The sequence below is a fragment of the Microbacterium sp. NPDC056052 genome, from assembly GCF_042266785.1.
Classification (GTDB): Bacteria; Actinomycetota; Actinomycetes; order Actinomycetales; family Microbacteriaceae; genus Microbacterium.
Genome location: NZ_JBHJWV010000007.1, coordinates 1 through 16,753, shown reverse-complemented (window position 1 = coordinate 16,753; position 16,753 = coordinate 1). Strand labels below are relative to the sequence as shown.

Here is a 16,753-nt window from a genome sequence, read left to right as displayed (position 1 = left end):
GCCGGCGGGCCTGATCCCGTCGGCCGCTTCTTCCCCGACGTCCTCGGACGTCCCCGAACCGGAAGGAGAGATCGCGTGGACGCACTCCTGGGCAATCTCGACCTGTGGGGGCAGGCGACCCTGAACACGGTCCTGCTCTTCGTCGGCGGCGGCGCGCTGGCGCTCGTGCTGGGCACCATCGTCGGCGCCATGCGGGTCTCGCCGGTGCCGATCGCCCGCGGCGTGGGCACGGCGTACGTGAACCTGGTGCGCAACACCCCGCTCACCCTGGTGTTCTTCTTCTTCGTCTTCGGATATCCGAAGCTCGACCTGCCGGACATTCCCGCCTTGCCGCTCGCGATCATCGCGATCGGCATCTACACGGCGACCTACGTCGCCGAAGTACTGCGCGCCGGTATCAACACGGTGCCGGTGGGGCAGGCCGAGGCCGCCCGCGCGATCGGGCTGTCCTTCGGGCAGGTCATGACCCTGGTCATCATGCCGCAGGCGTTCCGCTCGGTCGTGCCGCCCATGATGAGCGTGTTCATCGCGCTGCTGAAGAACACCACCATCGCTGCCGGGTTCGGAGTCGCCGAGCTTGCAGCGCTTCGCGCCACAGTCGCCGACTCGGGCGACCGTCCCGGCACGGTCATGGAGATCCTGCTCTGGGTCGCCGTCGTGTTCATCGTCCTGGTGTTCCTGCTGAGCCTTGTGCAACGGCACTTCGAGAAGAAGTGGAGGATCGTCCGATGAGCGGCGCATCCGTTCTCTACGACGTTCCCGGCCCCAAGGCCGTCCGGCGCAACCTGCTCCTCGGCGTGGCGACCGTGCTGGTCGTCCTCGCAGTGATCGGGTTCGTCGTCTACCGCTTCGCGGTGACCGGGCAGTTCGACGCCGCGCGCTGGAACCTGTTCACGTACAGCCTCGTGTGGCAGGGCATGGCTCAGGCGCTGTGGGCCACGGTCAGCGCGTTCCTCGCCGCTGCGGTCGGCAGCCTCGTCCTCGGCTTCGTGCTCGCGATCGGCCGCGTCTCGGAGCACGCCTGGGTGCGGGTGCCCGTCACCGTCGTGATCGAGCTGCTCCGCGCCGTGCCGGTGCTGGTCATGATGATGATCTTCTACTACGGCATCAACTCCATCCCGGGCAGCACCTTCCGGATGACGCCGTATGCGGCGGTCGTGATCGGGCTCGTGCTCTACAACGGATCCGTGCTCGCCGAAGCGCTCCGCGCCGGCATCGAGGCGCTGCCGAGGGGTCAGAAGGAAGCCGGCTACGCGATCGGGCTCCGCAAGTCCGGCGTGATGGCGTTCATCCTGCTGCCGCAGGCGCTGCGGGCCATGCTCCCGATCATCGTGTCCCAGCTCGTGGTCACGCTGAAGGACACCGCGCTCGGCTTCATCATCACCTACCCCGAGCTCATCTACTACGCCAAGTACCTCAGCGGGCAGCCGGGTCGGCCGCTCCTGCAGGCGGGCCTGATCGTCGCGGTCATCTACATTTCGATGTGCCTGATCCTCTCCGGGGTCGCGAAGTGGCTCGAGGTGCGCACCCGGCGCTCGCCCAAGGTGCTCCACAACGCCGGCAACTCCGCAGCGGACGACGAGTCGACCCTGACCGAGGTCATCGCGCTGCAGAGCCGCGCAGGCAACCTCGACGCCGGCGGCGGGCCGCGCTGACTCCGGCGCGCTCAGCGAGGGGCTGAGCGCGCCGGTACCCGCCGGGCAAGGCGGAGTGCCCTGTAGCCTCGCGATCATGGTGCACGTCGAACCCGTCTCCGCCTACCCGCCCCCTTCGAGCCGGACGCTGGAGCAGTGGCTCGACCCCGGGCTCGGGACGACGCACCAGCCGGAGCTCCGCACGCGGCTGCGGGAGATCGCGGATGCGCGGGCGGCGCTCGCCGCGATGTGGGCGGCGTTCCTGAGTCTCGGCGTCTCGGCGATCCTCTTCGCGGGAGTGCTGCTCGCCGTCACCGGGCGCGCGGCGTCCACGGTGCCGTGGATCGCGGTCGGGGTGGTGCTCGCCGCCGTCAGCGCACTGTTCCTCAGCCGGGTGCGTCGCTGGGTGCCGCGCCCCAGAACCTCCCTGTCGGTCCGAGGTCCGGGGAACCTGCGAGGCGGTCTGTGGGCGGCGGGAGGGATCCTGTTCCTGCTCAACGTGTTCCTGGTGATCGGGGCGCTGACGACCGGTCGGGTGCTGGTCATGGTTCTCGTCGATCTCGGCATGGTGCTCCTGCTCACCTCCGCCTTCGTGGTGCCGTCCGCGATCCTCGGTCGGAGCCGGCTGACCCTGCGGCGGCAGACGCAGAAGGACCCCCGCCTTGCGGCGACCCTGGAGCGGGAGCGGCTGTCGTGGAGGCCGGATGGACGCACCGCGATGTTCGGACCGCTCTGAGCGGTCGGCAGGGAGCAGGACGGTCCCCGGCACGCCGGTAGACTCGGTTCTCGTGTCCGACAACGCACAGACCACATCTGAGATCACCCCCGAGGCGGTGGAGACGGCCGTCGCGGCCGCGCTCGCCGCGATCGGATCCGCGGCCGACAGTGCAGAGCTCAAGGCCGCACGCGCGGCGCACGTCGCGGAGGGGTCGCCGCTCGCGGCCCTCAACGCGTCCATGCGCCAGGTCGCGCCCGAGCACAAGGCCGCCTTCGGAAAGCTCATCGGCCAGGGTCGCGGGCGCGTCACGCAGGCGCTCGCCGCGAAGGAGGCGGAGCTGGCCGAGGCCGAGACCGCCGCGCGGCTCGAGGCCGAGCGCGTCGACATCACCGCGGTCGCCTCGCGCACCCGCGTCGGCGCGCGGCACCCGCTCACCCTGCTGCAGGAGCAGATCAGCGACGTGTTCGTCGGGATGGGGTGGGAGATCGCGGAAGGCCCGGAGCTCGAGCACGAGTGGTTCAACTTCGATGCGCTGAACTTCGACGTCGACCACCCCGCGCGTCAGGAGCAGGACACGTTCTACGTGGATCCGCCCTCCCGCCACCTCGTGATGCGCACGCACACCAGCCCGGTGCAGGTGCGCTCGATGCTCGACCGCGAGGTGCCGATCTACGTGCTGTGCCCCGGGCGGGTCTACCGCACCGACGAGTTCGACGCCACGCACCTGCCGGTGTTCACCCAGTTCGAGGGCCTCGTCGTCGACAAAGGCATCTCGATGGCGCACCTCAAGGGCACGCTCGACCACGTCGCGCGTCAGCTCTTCGGCCCGGAGGCGAAGACCCGCTTCCGTACCAACTTCTTCCCCTTCACGGAGCCCTCCGCCGAGCTCGACCTGTGGCACCCGACCTTCAAGGGCGGCGCGCGCTGGATCGAGTGGGGCGGCTGCGGCATGATCAACCCGAACGTGCTGCGCGCAGCGGGGATCGATCCCGACGTGTACAGCGGCTTCGCGTTCGGCATGGGCGTCGAGCGTGCGCTCATGTTCCGCAGCGACGTGCAGGACATGCGCGACATGGCCGAGGGCGATGTCCGTTTCAGCGAGCAGTTCGGGATGGTGGTGTGATGCGCGTCCCGCTTTCGTGGCTGCGTGAGTACGTGGATGTGGCCGAGACGGCCACGCCGGACGACGTCTTCGCGGCGCTCGTCTCCGTGGGCTTCGAGGAGGAGGAGCTGCACGGCTTCGACATCTCGGGCCCGGTTGTGGTCGGACAGGTCCTCTCCTTCGAGGACGAGCCCCAGTCCAACGGCAAGACCATCCGCTGGTGCCAGGTCGACGTGGCCGGGGCGAATGGCGGCGTCCGCGGCATCGTCTGCGGCGCGAGCAACTTCGCCGTCGGGGACAAGGTCGTCGTGACCCTGCCCGGCGCCGTGCTGCCCGGCCCGTTCCCGATCGCCGCGCGCAAGACCTACGGGCACGTCTCGGACGGCATGATCGCCTCCGCCCGCGAGCTGGGTCTCGGCGACGAGCACAACGGGATCCTGATCCTCTCCGAGCTCGGCGTCGACGCCCCCGTCGGCACCGACGCGATCGCGCTGCTGGGCCTGGACGACGTCGCGGTCGACGTGAACGTCACGCCCGACCGCGGCTACGCCTTCTCGCTGCGCGGCATCGCCCGCGAGTACGCGCACGCGACCGGGGCGGCCTTCCGCGACCCGGCCGACCGCGACTTCGCCGAGCTGCAGCCCGGCAGCGGTCGCACCGCCGTGGTCGAGGACGCCGCTCCCATCCGCGGCGCCACCGGCGCGAGCGAGTTCGTCACCCGCGTGGTGCGCGGCGTGGATCCGTCTCGTCCCACCCCGCCGTGGATGATCGCCCGCCTCACCCTCGCGGGCATGCGGTCGCTCGGCGTGCTGATCGACATCACGAACTACGTGATGCTCGAGCTCGGCAACCCGGTGCACGGCTACGACCTGGACAAGCTCGACGGCGACATCGTGGTCCGCCGCGCTGCGCAGGGCGAGAAGATGGTCACGCTCGACGGCCAGGAGCGGACCCTGCACGCCGAGGACCTCCTCATCACCGACGGATCGGGTCCGATCGGCCTCGCCGGCGTCATGGGCGGCGGCACGACCGAGATGAGCGAGACCACGCGCAACGTGTTGATCGAGGCGGCGACGTTCGACCCGATCACGATCGCGCGCTCCGCCCGACGGCACAAGCTGCCCAGCGAGGCGTCCAAGCGGTTCGAGCGCGGTGTGGATCCGCTCATCCCCTTCGCCGCCGCGCGTCGCGTCGCCGACCTCATGGTCTCCCTCGCCGGCGGCACGCTGACCGATGAGGGCGGCGCGCTCTTCACGGAGGTCCTCATCGAGGGCATCGACCTTCCGGCGGGCTTCGTGCAGGGCCTGATCGGCGTCGACTACACCGACGAAGAGGTGACCGGTGCGCTCGAGACGATCGGCGCCGAAGTGACGGCCGCCGACCCTGCGACAGGCTCAGGGACCGGTTGGACCGTGATTCCGCCGAGCTGGCGCCCCGACCTCACCGACAAGTGGTCGCTGGCCGAGGAGGTCGCGCGCATCCACGGACTGGACCGGATCCCGTCCGTGCTGCCGACGCCGCCGTCCGGCCGAGGGCTCACCGACCTGCAGCAGGGCCGTCGTCGCGTCGCGAACGCCCTGGCCGCCGCGGGGCTCGTGGAGACCCCGTCGTTCCCGTTCACGACGCAGGAGCAGAACGACCTGCACGGCTCGGCCGCGGGGGAGAGCATCCCCGGGGTGCGCCTGGCGAACCCGCTCGACGGGCAGGCGCCGTTCCTGCGCCGTTCGCTGCTCCCCGGCCTGCTGCAGATCGCGCACCGCAACATCGCCCGCGGGCTCGTGGATCTCGCGATCTTCGAGACCGGCGTCGTGTTCCTGCCCGAGCCGGGGGTCGTCTACGGTACCGACGAGGTGCCGCCGCTCGGCGCCAGGCCCTCGGATGAGACGCTCGCCGCCCTGAACGCCTCGATCCCGCCGCAGGCCCGCCTCGTCGCGGCCCTGTTCACGGGGCATGTCACCCCCCGGCAGCCGGGGCGCGCCGCCGAGGAGTACGGTCTCAGCGAGGCGCTCGACGCCGTGCGCGTGATCGCGGATGCGGCCGGCGTCGAGATCGACGTCGTGCAGGGGACCCGCGCTGCTCTGCACCCGGGACGCACCGGCGTGCTGCGAGTGCGCGACGCGTCGACGGGCTCGGCGACCGAGGTCGGCTACGTCGGAGAGCTGCACCCGCAGGTCTCGGCCGACGCCGACCTGCCGGGCCGCGCGGTGGTGCTCGAGCTCGACCTCGACGGCCTCCTGGCGCTGGCGGGCGAGCGCGTGGTCGCGGCCTCGCTGTCGACCTACCCGGCCGCGACGCAGGACGTGTCGCTCGTGGTCGACGCGGGGACGCCCGCCTCCGACGTGAGCGCGGCCCTGTCCGAGGGGGCGGGCGCGCTCCTCGAGTCGGTCCGCCTCGTCGACGACTACCGCGGAGAAGGCGTTGCGGACGGATCCAAGAGCCTGAGCTTCGCGCTGCGCTTCCGGGCCGATGACCGCACCCTGACCGCCGCCGAGGCGACCGAGGCGAAGCTCGCCGGCGTCGCCGCCGCGGCCGAGCGGTTCGGGGCCCAGATCCGCTACTGAGACGAGACGCGACGCACGACAGAGAACGCCTGCACGACGGATCCGCGGATCCATCGCGCAGGCGTTCTCTGGCTAGACTGACCGGCAGTGACACGGGGTGCCGCATCCGCGGCTGAGAACACACCCGTCGAACCTGATCTAGGTCGTACTAGCGAAGGGATGTCGCGATGAGCGCGCGTCTGGAAATGTCGTCCGAATCCGTGGGGGAATCCGCCGCGGACCTTCTCATCGAGCTGCGGGCGGAGCCCCCGCTCGTGCACTGCATCACGAACTCGGTGGTCACCGGGTTCACCGCCAACGTGCTGCTCGCGCTGGGGGCCGCGCCTGCCATGGTGGACATCACGGGCGAGGCCGGCATGTTCGCCGCGATCTCGTCCGGGCTGCTGGTGAATCTCGGCACGCCCACACCCGAGCAGCGCTCCGCGAGCCTCGAGGCCGTCGGCGGCGCCCGCACGGCCGGCACCCCGTGGGTGCTGGATCCGGTCGCGGTCGGCGCACTGCCGGTGCGCACCGCGCTCGCGCAGGATCTGCTCGACCTGCGCCCCACTCTCATCCGCGGCAACGCCTCCGAGATCCTCGCGCTCGCCGGCCGCAGCCAGGGCGGGCGCGGCGTCGATGCGCTGGACGGCACCGAGGCCGCGGCCGACGCGGCCCGAGACCTGGCCAGGATCACCGGGGGAGCGGTGGCGGTGTCCGGCCCGGTCGATCTCCTCGTCGACGCGGATCGCGGGGTCCGCATCGCGAACGGCGACGTCCTGCTCACCCGCGTCACCGGCGGAGGCTGCGCGCTCGGCGCCGTGATGGCCGCGTTCCTCGGCGCCGCGCGACGGACGGGCGACAGCCCGCTGGTCGCCGCCGCCGCGGCCACACTCGCGTACACGATCGCCGCCGAGGACGCCGCGGCGCGGTCCGAGGGTCCCGGATCCTTCGCGGTCGCGCTGCTCGACGCCCTCGCCGCGATCCGGCCCGACACCCTCCCTGCCCGCGCTCGCGTCGAGGCGGGGAACACCGAGACGGCGGGAGTCGCGGCATGACGCCGACCGGCCTCGCCGCCGCCTCCCGGCCGGTGAGCACGCTCCTGGCGGGGCCGCGCAGGAGGCTGACGGTCGAGGACCTCGCCCTCTACCTCGTCACGGATCGCGTGCTGAGCGGGGCGCGCGGCGTGACGGCCGTGGTCGACGCAGCGGTCTCGGGCGGCGTGCGGTTCGTCCAACTGCGCGACAAGCACGCCGACGATGCGTCGATCGTGGAGCAGCTGATGGAGCTCTCCGAGGTCATCGCGGGGCGGGCGCTGCTGGTCGTCGACGACCGCCTCGACGCGGTCGTGGAGGCGCGGCGCCGCGGCGCCCGCGTGGACGGGATCCACCTCGGCCAGTCCGACGCCTCGCCGCTCCTGGCGCGCTCGGTGCTCGGCCCCGACGCGATCGTGGGCCTCACCGCCAACACTTCTGCGCACCTCGACGCCGTGCGGGCCCTGCCCTCAGGCGCCGTGGATTACCTCGGCGTGGGCGTGATCCACCCCACGAGCACCAAGGCCGATCACCCCGCGCCCCTCGGTGTGGCGGGGTTCGCCGCGTTCGCCGCCGCGAGCCCGCTGCCGTGCGTCGCGATCGGCGGCATCGAGCGGGCCGACGCGGCAGCGCTCCGCGCGGCGGGAGCGGCCGGGGTCGCGGTGGTGTCGGCGCTGTGCGCCGCGCCGGATCCGCGCGTCGCCGCCCGCAAGATGCTCCGCGCCTGGGGTGCGGGCGGGGTGCCGCGCGTGCTCTCGATCGCCGGAAGCGACCCGTCGGGCGGGGCCGGGATCCAGGCCGACCTCAAGGCCATCGCCGCGAACGGCGGCTACGGCATGGCCGCGATCACCGCGCTGACCGCGCAGAACACCCGGGGGGTCAGGGGCGTGCACGTGCCGCCCGCCGCGTTCCTGCGCGCTCAGCTCGACGCGATCGCCGACGATGTGCGCATCGACGCCGTGAAGATCGGGATGCTGGCCGGATCCGCGGTGATCGAGGAGGTCGGATCCTGGCTGCGGGAGCACCGGCCGCCCACCGTCGTCCTGGACCCGGTCATGATCGCCACCAGCGGCGACCGGCTGCTGGACGCCGATGCCGAGCAGGCCCTGCGCGCCCTGCTGCCGCTGGCGGATCTCCTCACGCCGAACCTGCCGGAGCTGGCCGTCCTCGCGCGCGAACCCGCGGCCACGAACTGGACCGGCGCCCTCGCCCAGGCGCGGCGGCTCTCGGCCGAGACCGGCGCCCTGGTGCTCGTGAAGGGAGGGCATCTCGGCGGCGACGAGGCGCCCGACGCACTCGTCGGTCCCTCCGGGCCGGTGCGCGAATACCCCGGATCCCGCATACGCACGACGAGCACGCACGGCACCGGCTGCTCGCTCTCCGCGGGGCTCGCGACCCGTCGGGCGGCCGACCACGACTGGCGCGACGCGGTGGCCGAGGTCCGGTCGTGGCTGCGCGAGTCGATCGTCGCGGGTGCCGGATTGCAGGTCGGGTCCGGTCACGGTCCGGTCAGCCACTTCGCGGGGCTGTGGCGGCGCGGAGGCCTCGACGCCGCTCCGGGCCGCGAGGCGATCGCCGGGGAGTGGTGGTCCTCGATCGCTCCGATCCGCCGGGCGATCGACGATCTGCCGTTCCTGCAGCGTCTCGCGGACGGGAGCCTGCCTGAGACCGCGTTCCGCTGGTATCTCGCGCAGGACGCGCTCTACCTGCGCGACTACGCGCGCACTCTCGCGGAGGCGGCGCGCATCGCACCGGACTCGGCGGAGCAGGCCTTCTGGGCGCACTCCGCCGAGCAGTCCGTGATCGGCGAGCTGCAGCTGCACGCGAGCATGCTGTCGCCGGAGGGGGTCGGTGCCGAGACGTTCCGCGCGGATCCCGCCCCTGCGACGGTCGCCTATCTCGACCACCTGCGCGGCGCGGCGTTCGACGGCGACTACCGGGTGCTCATCGCCGCGCTCCTGCCGTGCTTCTGGATCTACGCCGATGTCGGCATGCGGCTGCACGCGCAGGCGGGAGGAGACCCTGCGCACCCGTTCGCGCCCTGGCTGGACGAGTACGCGGACCCGCGCTTCGCCGAGGCGACCGAGGAGGCGATCCGGATCGTCACCGCGCATGCGGCCGCCGCCGACGTGCAGACCCGAGAGCGGATGCGGATCGCGTTCACGCGCTCGAGCGAGCACGAGCGCGCATTCTTCGCCGCCGCCGCGCTCTGAGCGCCCTTCGTCTCGCCTTCGGCTCGCTCAGGGACCATCATCGGTTCCTGAGCGCCCTTCGTCTCGCCTTCGGCTCGCTCAGGGACCGCTATGCGAGACGAGGACGATTTGGTCGCAGGCCCCACCGCGCGATATCGTCGCCGCATGCTTCCGGCTCCGCACACGACCACCCCGAAGGGTGCTGCCGTGGTGCGTCGACGCCGTACGGGCGACCGCCGACTCTAGGCGACCCTGCGCTCCCGCGTCGATGACGGCGGGGTGCCGGTGTCGCCGCCTCCGGCCCCGCATCTGCACTGCTGCCGCACGCCGCCTTCTTGGGCGTCGTCGACAGGCCCGACCGTTAAGGTGGAAGCATGACGTATTCCGTCGCCGTCTCCGGCGCATCCGGCTATGCGGGCGGCGAGATCCTTCGCCTGCTCGCGAGCCATCCCGACGTCGAGATCCGCACCGTCACGGCGCACTCGAACGCCGGACAGAAGCTCTCCGAGCACCAGCCGCACCTGCGCTCCCTGGCGCACCTGACCCTGCAGGACACGACGCCCGAGATCCTCTCCGGGCACGACATCGTGTTCCTCGCGCTGCCGCACGGCCAGTCGGGTCAGTACACCGACGCGCTCGGCGAGGTCCCGCTCGTGATCGACGCGGGCGCCGACCACCGGCTCACCTCGCCGTCCGCGTGGGACTCGTTCTACGGCGGCGCGTTCCACGAGCCGTGGGCGTACGGCGTCCCCGAGCTCCTGGTCGAGCCTGCCTCCCGTGGTTCCGTGAAGCAGCGCGAGCATCTCCGCGGCGCCCGCCGGATCGCGGCCCCCGGCTGCAACGCCTCCACCGTGAGCCTGAGCCTCGCGCCGGGCGTCGCGGCGGGCGTGATCGACCCGTCCGACATCGTGACGGTCCTCGCCGTCGGCCCCTCCGGCGCCGGCAAGAGCCTCAAGACGCACCTGCTGGGAAGCGAGATCCTCGGATCCGCCAACCCGTATGCGGTCGGCGGCACGCATCGGCACATCCCCGAGATCCGGCAGGCCCTCGCGGCCGCGTCCGGCGCCGATCCGGACGGGATCCGGATCTCGTTCACCCCGGTCATCGTGCCGATGGCTCGAGGAATCCTCGCCACCTCGACCGCGCCCATCGCCCCCGGCGCCACCGACGCGCAGATCCGCGCCGCGTGGCAGGCCGCCTACGGCGACGAGACCTTCGTGCAGTTGCTGCCGGAGGGATCCGTCCCGCGCACCGCCGACGTGCTGGGCGCCAACACGGCGCTCATCGGCCTCGCGATCGACCGCGCGGCGAACCGCGTCGTCGTCGTCACCGCCGTCGACAACCTCGTCAAGGGCACGGCGGGCGCCGCCATCCAGTCCATGAACATCGCGCTCGGCCTCACCGAGACCACGGCGCTCAGCATCAACGGAGTCGCCCCATGAGTGTGACCGCACCCCAGGGATTCGAGGCGGCGGGTGTCGTCGCGGGTCTCAAGTCCACCGGAAGGCCCGACGTGGCGCTGGTGGTGAACCGCGGCCCGCGCAAGGTCGGCGCCGCGGTGTTCACCAGCAACCGCGCCAAGGCCAACCCGATCATCTGGTCGCAGGAGGTGGTGAAGGACGGCGTCGTCGAGGCGGTCGTGCTGAACTCCGGCGGAGCCAACTGCTTCACGGGTCCCTTCGGTTTCCAGACCAGTCACCTCACGGCGGAGCGCGCCGCCGAGCTGCTCGGCGTGAGCGCCGGCGACGTGGTGGTCTGCTCGACCGGTCTCATCGGCACGGGGGACGAGGTCTTCCGCGGCAAGGTGCTCGCGGGCGTCGAGGCCGGTGTCGCGCAGCTGAGCGCCGACGGCGGACAGGCCGCGGCCGAGGCGATCATGACCACCGACACGGTCGCGAAGACCGTCGTCGTGAGCCGCGACGGCTGGACCATCGGCGGAATGGCGAAGGGTGCGGGCATGCTCGCCCCGGGTCTTGCCACGATGCTCGTGGTGCTCACCACCGATGCGGACCTCGAGGCGTCGGAGGCCCACGCCGTGCTGCGGCGCGCGACCGGCACGACCTTCGACCGGCTCGACTCCGACGGCTGCATGTCGACCAACGACCAGGTGACGCTGCTCGCCAACGGCGCGAGCGGGATCCGGCCCGATCTGGACGACTTCGCGGCGGCGCTCACCGAGGTCTCCGACGAACTGGCCCGCAAGCTGCAGGACGATGCCGAGGGCGCCAGCCACGCGATCTCGATCGAGGTCGCGCACGCCGCGAGCGAACAGGACGCTGTCGAGGTGGGTCGCGCGGTCGCGCGCAACAACCTGTTCAAGGCCGCGATCTTCGGAAACGACCCGAACTGGGGCCGCGTGCTCGCCGCGATCGGCACCACCCGGGCCGCGTTCGATCCCTACGACGTGGACGTGTGGATGAACGGCGTACGGGTGTGCACCGCCGGCGGTCCCGACCGGCCCCGCGAGGAGGTCGATCTGGCTCCGCGCGCGACGCACGTGCTGATCGATCTCAAGGTCGGCGAAGCGGCGGCGACGATCCGCACCAACGACCTGACCCACGACTACGTGCACGAGAACAGCGCGTACTCCTCATGAGCGATCTTCAGGACACAGCGCCCGAGGAAGCCGCGATCAAGGCGCAGACGCTGATCGAGTCGCTGCCCTGGTTGAAGCGGTACCGCGACCAGATCGTCGTCGTCAAGTACGGCGGCAACGCGATGATCAGCGACGAGTTGCAGGAGGCGTTCGCGCAGGACATCGCCTATCTCCGCTATGTCGGCGTGCAGCCGGTCGTCGTCCATGGCGGCGGACCGCAGATCTCCGACATGCTCGAGCGGCTCGAGATCCCGAGCGAGTTCAAAGGCGGCTACCGGGTCACGAACACCGAGGCGATCAGTGTCGTACGGATGGTGCTCACCGGACAGGTGAACCCGCAGCTCGTCTCCAAGATCAACTCGCATGGTCCGATCGCGACCGGACTGAGCGGTGAGGACGCGGGGCTCTTCGGAGGTCGCCGGCGGGGCGTGATCATCGACGGGGAAGAGGTCGACCTCGGCCGCGTCGGCGACGTGGTCGAGGTGGATCCCACGCCGGTCCATGACCATCTCGCCGCCGGGCGCGTGCCGGTCGTCTCCAGCATCGCGCCGGATCTCGATCACCCCGGTCAGTCTCTGAACGTGAACGCGGACGCGGCTGCAGCGGCGCTGGCGACGGCTCTCGGCGCGGTCAAGCTCGTGATCCTGACGGACGTCGCGGGGCTCTATGCGGACTGGCCGAACCGCGACTCGCTGGTCTCGCATCTGACCACGACAGAGCTGAAGACCATGCTCCCGTCGCTCGAGTCGGGCATGATCCCGAAGATGACCGCGTGCCTGGAGGCCGTGGAATCGGGCGTGCATGCGGCGGCCATCATCGACGGACGGGTGCCGCACTCGGTGCTCGTCGAACTTTTCACCAGCAAGGGAATCGGAACGGAGGTGGTGGCGGGATGACGTCGCCGGCCGAGGGAACATGGCAGCAGAGCGCTGATCGCGACCTGATCTTGAATGCGGGGCCGCGGTTCGAACTGCTCGTCCGCGGTGAGGGATCGCACCTGTGGGACGGTGAGGGGCGACGCTACCTCGACTTCCTCGCGGGGATCGCGGTCACCGCGCTCGGGCACGCCCACCCCGTCTTCGTCGAGGCCGTGTCCCGCCAGGCGGGCACGCTCGCGCACGTGTCGAACTACTTCGCCACACCTCCGCAGCTCGAGCTCGCGGCGCGGCTGAAGCGGCTCGCCGGAACCGGAGACGAGGGGCGCGTGTTCTTCGGCAACTCCGGAACCGAGGCCAACGAGGCCGCGTTCAAGCTCGCCCGCCTGCACGGCGGCACCGAGCGCCCGCGGATCCTGTCCCTCGACAACGCCTTCCACGGCCGCACGATCGGTGCGCTCGCGCTCACGGCGAAGGCGTCGATGCGCGACCCGTTCCAGCCTCTGCCCGGCGGCGTCGAGCACATCCCCGCCACGATCGAGGCGCTCGAGGCGGCGATGGACGACCGCGTCGCCGCGCTGTTCGTCGAGCCCATCCAGGGCGAGGCCGGCGTGCTCGAACTGCCGGAGGGCTACCTCCGCGCAGCACGCGAGCTCACTGCGAAGCACGGTGCGCTGCTCATCGTCGACGAGATCCAGACCGGCGCCGGCCGCACGGGCGATTGGTTCGCCTTCCAGCACGAGGGGATCGTGCCCGACGCGATCACCCTGGCGAAGGGCATCGGCGGCGGTTTCCCGATCGGCGCGCTCGTCGCATTCGGCGCGGCCGCGGCGCTCCTGCAGCCCGGATCGCACGGTTCCACCTTCGGCGGAAACCCGCTCGCCACCGCCGTCAGCAACGCGGTCCTGGAGGAGATCGAGAATTCCGGCCTCGTGCAGAACGCACGGGACCGCGGTGCGCAGGTGCGCGAAGCCGTCGAGGGCATCGGATCCCCGCTCGTCGCCGGCGTGCGCGGCCGCGGTCTGCTCATCGGCGTGGCACTGGCCGCCCCGGTCGCCGGCGATGTCGTCGCCGTCGCGCAGCGCCTCGGACTCGTCATCAACGCCGCCAACCCGTCCTCGGTCCGGATCGCCCCCGCGCTCACGATCGGCGACGCCGAGATCGCCGAGTTCACCGAACTGTTCGCGGCCGCCCTCGCCGAGGTCGCGGCCACCGCACTCACGGAGACATCAGTATGACCCGCCACCTGCTGCGCGATGACGACCTGACCGCGCTCGAGCAGACCGAGATCCTCGATCTCGCGCTCGAGCTGAAGAAGGACCGCTGGGCGGACAAGACGCTCGCCGGTCCGCAGACCGTCGCCGTGATCTTCGACAAGTCCTCGACCCGCACCCGCGTCTCGTTCGCGGTCGGGATCGCGGATCTCGGCGGATCCCCGCTGATCATCTCGACGGCGAACAGCCAGCTCGGCGGCAAGGAGACTCCGGCCGATACGGCCAGGGTGCTCGAGCGCCAGGTCGCCGCGATCGTGTGGCGCACCTATGCGCAGGCGGGTCTCGAGGAGATGGCTGCAGGCACCAGGGTGCCGGTGATCAACGCGCTCTCCGACGACTTCCACCCGTGCCAGCTGCTCGCCGACCTGCTCACGATCCGCGAGCACAAGGGCGACCTGAAGGGTCTCACGCTCTCGTTCTTCGGCGACGGGCGCAGCAACATGGCGCACTCGTACGTGCTCGCCGGCGTCACCGCGGGCATGCACGTGCGGGTGGCCTCTCCCGAGGCCTATGCGCCTCGCGCCGATGTCGTGGCCGACGCCCACCGCCGTGCCGCGGAGACCGGCGGATCCCTGACCCTGGTCGCGGATCCGGATGAGGCCGCGGCGGGCGCCGACGTCATCGTCACCGACACCTGGGTGTCGATGGGCAAGGAGGAGGAGAAGGCCCAGCGCCTTCGCGACCTCGGCGCCTACAAGGTCACGAGCGCGACCATGGCGCTCGCCGCCCCTGACGCGATCTTCATCCACTGCCTGCCCGCCGACCGCGGCTACGAGGTCGACTCCGAGGTCATCGACGGCCCGCAGAGCGTCGTCTGGGACGAGGCCGAGAACCGCCTGCACGCGCAGAAGGCGCTCTTGGTCTGGCTCATCGGGAAGCAGGACCAGCCGTGAACGCCGCGCACGGCACGAATCAAGGCGCCCTCTGGGGCGGCCGGTTCGCCGGGGGTCCCAGCCCCGAGCTCGCCGAGCTGAGCCGGTCGACGCAGTTCGACTGGATCCTCGCGCCCTACGACATCGCGGGCTCGCACGCGCACGCCACCGCGCTCGAGGCGGCGGGCTATCTGGAGGCGGACGAGGCCGTGCGGATGCACGCGGGTCTCGACGCCCTCGCCGCGAGGATCGCCGACGGCACGCTGCTCCCGCAGCCGGCCGACGAGGACGTGCACGGCGCGCTCGAGGCGGCGCTCATCGCCGAGGTGGGCGCTGATCTGGGCGGGCGGCTGCGCGCCGGGCGCAGCCGCAACGACCAGATCGCGACGCTCGTGCGCATGTACCTGATCGACCACGCGCGGGTCATCGCACGAGAGGTGCTCGGCCTCGTCGACGCCCTCGTCGCCCAGGCGGTGGCGCATGACGGCGCGATCCTGCCGGGCCGCACGCATCTCCAGCACGCGCAGCCCGTGCTGCTCGCGCACCACCTGCAGGCGCACGCCTGGCCTCTGGTGCGCGATCTCGAGCGGCTCGTCGACTGGCGCGCGCGTGCGGGCGTCTCTCCGTACGGCGGGGGAGCACTGGCCGGATCCACCCTGGGACTCGACCCTGCGCTGGTCGCCCGCGAGCTCGGCCTGGATCGCCCCGCGGAGAACTCGCTGGACGGCACCGCCGCACGCGACGTCGTCGCGGAGTTCGCGTTCATCACGGCGATGATCGGCATCGACCTGTCCCGCATCTCCGAGGAGATCATCCTCTGGAACACCCGCGAGTTCGGCTTCGTCACCCTCGACGACGGCTACTCGACCGGATCCAGCATCATGCCGCAGAAGAAGAACCCGGACATCGCCGAGCTCGCGCGCGGCAAGTCCGGGCGCCTCATCGGCAACCTGTCCGGCCTCATGGCGACGCTCAAGGGCCTGCCTCTCGCGTACAACCGCGATCTGCAGGAGGACAAAGAGCCGGTGTTCGACTCGGTCCGCACCCTCGAGGTCGTGCTGCCGGCGTTCACCGGGATGGTCGCGACGCTGCGATTCGACACGGCGCGCATGGCGGAGCTCGCTCCCCAGGGGTTCTCGCTCGCGACCGATGTTGCGGAGTGGCTGGTGAAGAACCGGGTGCCGTTCCGCGAGGCCCACGAGATCTCCGGATCCCTGGTGCGCGCCTGCGAGCAGCGGGGGATCGGCCTCGAGGATGCGGACGATGCGCTCCTCGCCGAGGTGTCGCCGCACCTGACCCCTGCCGTGCGCGAGGTGCTCACGATCGAAGGATCCGTCGCGAGCCGCGACGGCGTCGGAGGCACCGCCCCGGTGCGCGTCGCCGAGCAGCGCACCGAGCTCGTCGCCCGCGCGCAGGCCGCGGCCCACGCCCTCGGGATGTGACCGAAGCCCCGGCAGCGGACGCCCGTCAGAACGGTGAAACCCCCCCTCCAGGCCGTCGCCTGGGAGGGGGTTTCGCCGTTCATCAGGTCTTTCATCATCACGGGGTCCGGCAGTGGGCCCGCGCGACACGCCCGGGCTGCGACCGCGATTTGCCGGAACCCCGGGATCCGCGTAACTTATTACTTGTTCGCCCCAAGCGGTAGAGCGAAAGGCCGGAAGGTCTGACTCCCCAAGCGGCGAACGAATCCCGATCTCGTCGAAGAACTTCCCTTGCGGAAGATCTTCGACTATGATGGGGAACTCCCACCTCAGGTTCGCCGCAAGGCGCAGCGAGGGGGAGTGAGATCAAGCCCTACTTGTGATGCCGCGAGGCTGAACTGTGGGAGCATCCGATCCTTGAGAACTCAACAGCGTGCACTTGTCAAATGCCAATTTATTCCTCGTTCCAGTCTTTGGGCTGGTTTGAGAAATTCCTTT

Annotated in this window: 13 protein-coding genes and 1 riboswitch; all 13 genes read left to right on the top strand. The window is 71.2% G+C overall.

The window, feature by feature from the left end:
• The first annotated feature begins 75 nt into the window (after positions 1-75).
• The 13 genes from ACFC1J_RS13850 to argH all read left to right on the top strand — a co-directional run bounded on the left by ACFC1J_RS13850 (position 76) and on the right by argH (position 16,276).
• Positions 76-732: an amino acid ABC transporter permease gene (locus ACFC1J_RS13850; protein WP_375907051.1), complete on the top strand. Its 657-nt coding sequence runs from the start codon at positions 76-78 to the stop codon at positions 730-732.
• Positions 729-1,655 (top strand): amino acid ABC transporter permease, encoded by a 927-nt coding sequence (locus tag ACFC1J_RS13845; RefSeq protein ID WP_375907048.1) that lies wholly within the window; start codon positions 729-731, stop codon positions 1,653-1,655. The genes ACFC1J_RS13850 and ACFC1J_RS13845 overlap by 4 nt, the downstream gene beginning before the upstream one ends.
• 76 nt (positions 1,656-1,731) lie before the next feature.
• Positions 1,732-2,370: a hypothetical protein gene (locus ACFC1J_RS13840; protein WP_375907046.1), complete on the top strand. Its 639-nt coding sequence runs from the start codon at positions 1,732-1,734 to the stop codon at positions 2,368-2,370.
• 52 nt (positions 2,371-2,422) lie between these two features.
• Positions 2,423-3,475 carry a phenylalanine--tRNA ligase subunit alpha gene (pheS, locus tag ACFC1J_RS13835; protein ID WP_375907043.1) on the top strand — a complete coding sequence of 351 codons (1,053 nt, stop codon included), beginning with the start codon at positions 2,423-2,425 and terminating at the stop codon, positions 3,473-3,475.
• On the top strand, positions 3,475-6,015 hold the full coding sequence (pheT, locus tag ACFC1J_RS13830; protein ID WP_375907040.1) for a phenylalanine--tRNA ligase subunit beta: 2,541 nt from the start codon (positions 3,475-3,477) through the stop codon (positions 6,013-6,015). Before pheS ends, pheT begins: the two co-directional genes overlap by 1 nt.
• A gap of 83 nt (positions 6,016-6,098) precedes the next feature.
• A riboswitch (TPP riboswitch) is annotated at positions 6,099-6,192 on the top strand.
• Positions 6,183-7,049: a hydroxyethylthiazole kinase gene (gene thiM / locus ACFC1J_RS13825; RefSeq protein ID WP_375907037.1), complete on the top strand. Its 867-nt coding sequence runs from the start codon at positions 6,183-6,185 to the stop codon at positions 7,047-7,049. It overlaps the preceding riboswitch by 10 nt.
• Positions 7,046-9,238, top strand: coding sequence for a bifunctional hydroxymethylpyrimidine kinase/phosphomethylpyrimidine kinase (locus ACFC1J_RS13820; protein WP_375907034.1), 2,193 nt, complete (start codon positions 7,046-7,048; stop codon positions 9,236-9,238). Before thiM ends, ACFC1J_RS13820 begins: the two co-directional genes overlap by 4 nt.
• Before the next feature lie 353 nt (positions 9,239-9,591).
• Positions 9,592-10,659 carry an N-acetyl-gamma-glutamyl-phosphate reductase gene (argC, locus tag ACFC1J_RS13815; RefSeq protein WP_375907031.1) on the top strand — a complete coding sequence of 356 codons (1,068 nt, stop codon included), beginning with the start codon at positions 9,592-9,594 and terminating at the stop codon, positions 10,657-10,659.
• On the top strand, positions 10,656-11,813 hold the full coding sequence (gene argJ / locus ACFC1J_RS13810) for a bifunctional glutamate N-acetyltransferase/amino-acid acetyltransferase ArgJ (RefSeq protein ID WP_375907028.1): 1,158 nt from the start codon (positions 10,656-10,658) through the stop codon (positions 11,811-11,813). The genes argC and argJ overlap by 4 nt, the downstream gene beginning before the upstream one ends.
• Positions 11,810-12,709 (top strand): acetylglutamate kinase, encoded by a 900-nt coding sequence (argB, locus tag ACFC1J_RS13805; protein ID WP_375907025.1) that lies wholly within the window; start codon positions 11,810-11,812, stop codon positions 12,707-12,709. Before argJ ends, argB begins: the two co-directional genes overlap by 4 nt.
• Positions 12,706-13,926, top strand: a complete 1,221-nt coding sequence (locus ACFC1J_RS13800) for an acetylornithine transaminase (protein ID WP_375907022.1) — start codon at positions 12,706-12,708, stop codon at positions 13,924-13,926. Before argB ends, ACFC1J_RS13800 begins: the two co-directional genes overlap by 4 nt.
• The gene (gene argF / locus ACFC1J_RS13795; protein ID WP_375907020.1) at positions 13,923-14,855 is read left to right on the top strand and encodes an ornithine carbamoyltransferase; all 933 of its coding nucleotides are present in this window, start codon (positions 13,923-13,925) and stop codon (positions 14,853-14,855) included. Before ACFC1J_RS13800 ends, argF begins: the two co-directional genes overlap by 4 nt.
• On the top strand, positions 14,852-16,276 hold the full coding sequence (gene argH / locus ACFC1J_RS13790; RefSeq protein ID WP_375907018.1) for an argininosuccinate lyase: 1,425 nt from the start codon (positions 14,852-14,854) through the stop codon (positions 16,274-16,276). The genes argF and argH overlap by 4 nt, the downstream gene beginning before the upstream one ends.
• Positions 16,277-16,753: the final 477 nt, after the last annotated feature.

Excerpts from the sequence above, each read along its gene's own strand:
- ACFC1J_RS13840 (WP_375907046.1), top strand. The coding sequence starts at position 1,732 with ATGGTGCACGTCGAACCCGTCTCCGCCTACCCGCCCCCTTCGAGCCGG.
- ACFC1J_RS13800 (WP_375907022.1), top strand. The coding sequence starts at position 12,706 with ATGACGTCGCCGGCCGAGGGAACATGGCAGCAGAGCGCTGATCGCGAC.
- ACFC1J_RS13820 (WP_375907034.1), top strand. The coding sequence starts at position 7,046 with ATGACGCCGACCGGCCTCGCCGCCGCCTCCCGGCCGGTGAGCACGCTC.
- argJ (WP_375907028.1), top strand. The coding sequence starts at position 10,656 with ATGAGTGTGACCGCACCCCAGGGATTCGAGGCGGCGGGTGTCGTCGCG.
- argC (WP_375907031.1), top strand. The coding sequence starts at position 9,592 with ATGACGTATTCCGTCGCCGTCTCCGGCGCATCCGGCTATGCGGGCGGC.
- argF (WP_375907020.1), top strand. The coding sequence starts at position 13,923 with ATGACCCGCCACCTGCTGCGCGATGACGACCTGACCGCGCTCGAGCAG.
- ACFC1J_RS13845 (WP_375907048.1), top strand. The coding sequence starts at position 729 with ATGAGCGGCGCATCCGTTCTCTACGACGTTCCCGGCCCCAAGGCCGTC.
- pheT (WP_375907040.1), top strand. The coding sequence starts at position 3,475 with ATGCGCGTCCCGCTTTCGTGGCTGCGTGAGTACGTGGATGTGGCCGAG.
- argB (WP_375907025.1), top strand. The coding sequence starts at position 11,810 with ATGAGCGATCTTCAGGACACAGCGCCCGAGGAAGCCGCGATCAAGGCG.
- thiM (WP_375907037.1), top strand. The coding sequence starts at position 6,183 with ATGAGCGCGCGTCTGGAAATGTCGTCCGAATCCGTGGGGGAATCCGCC.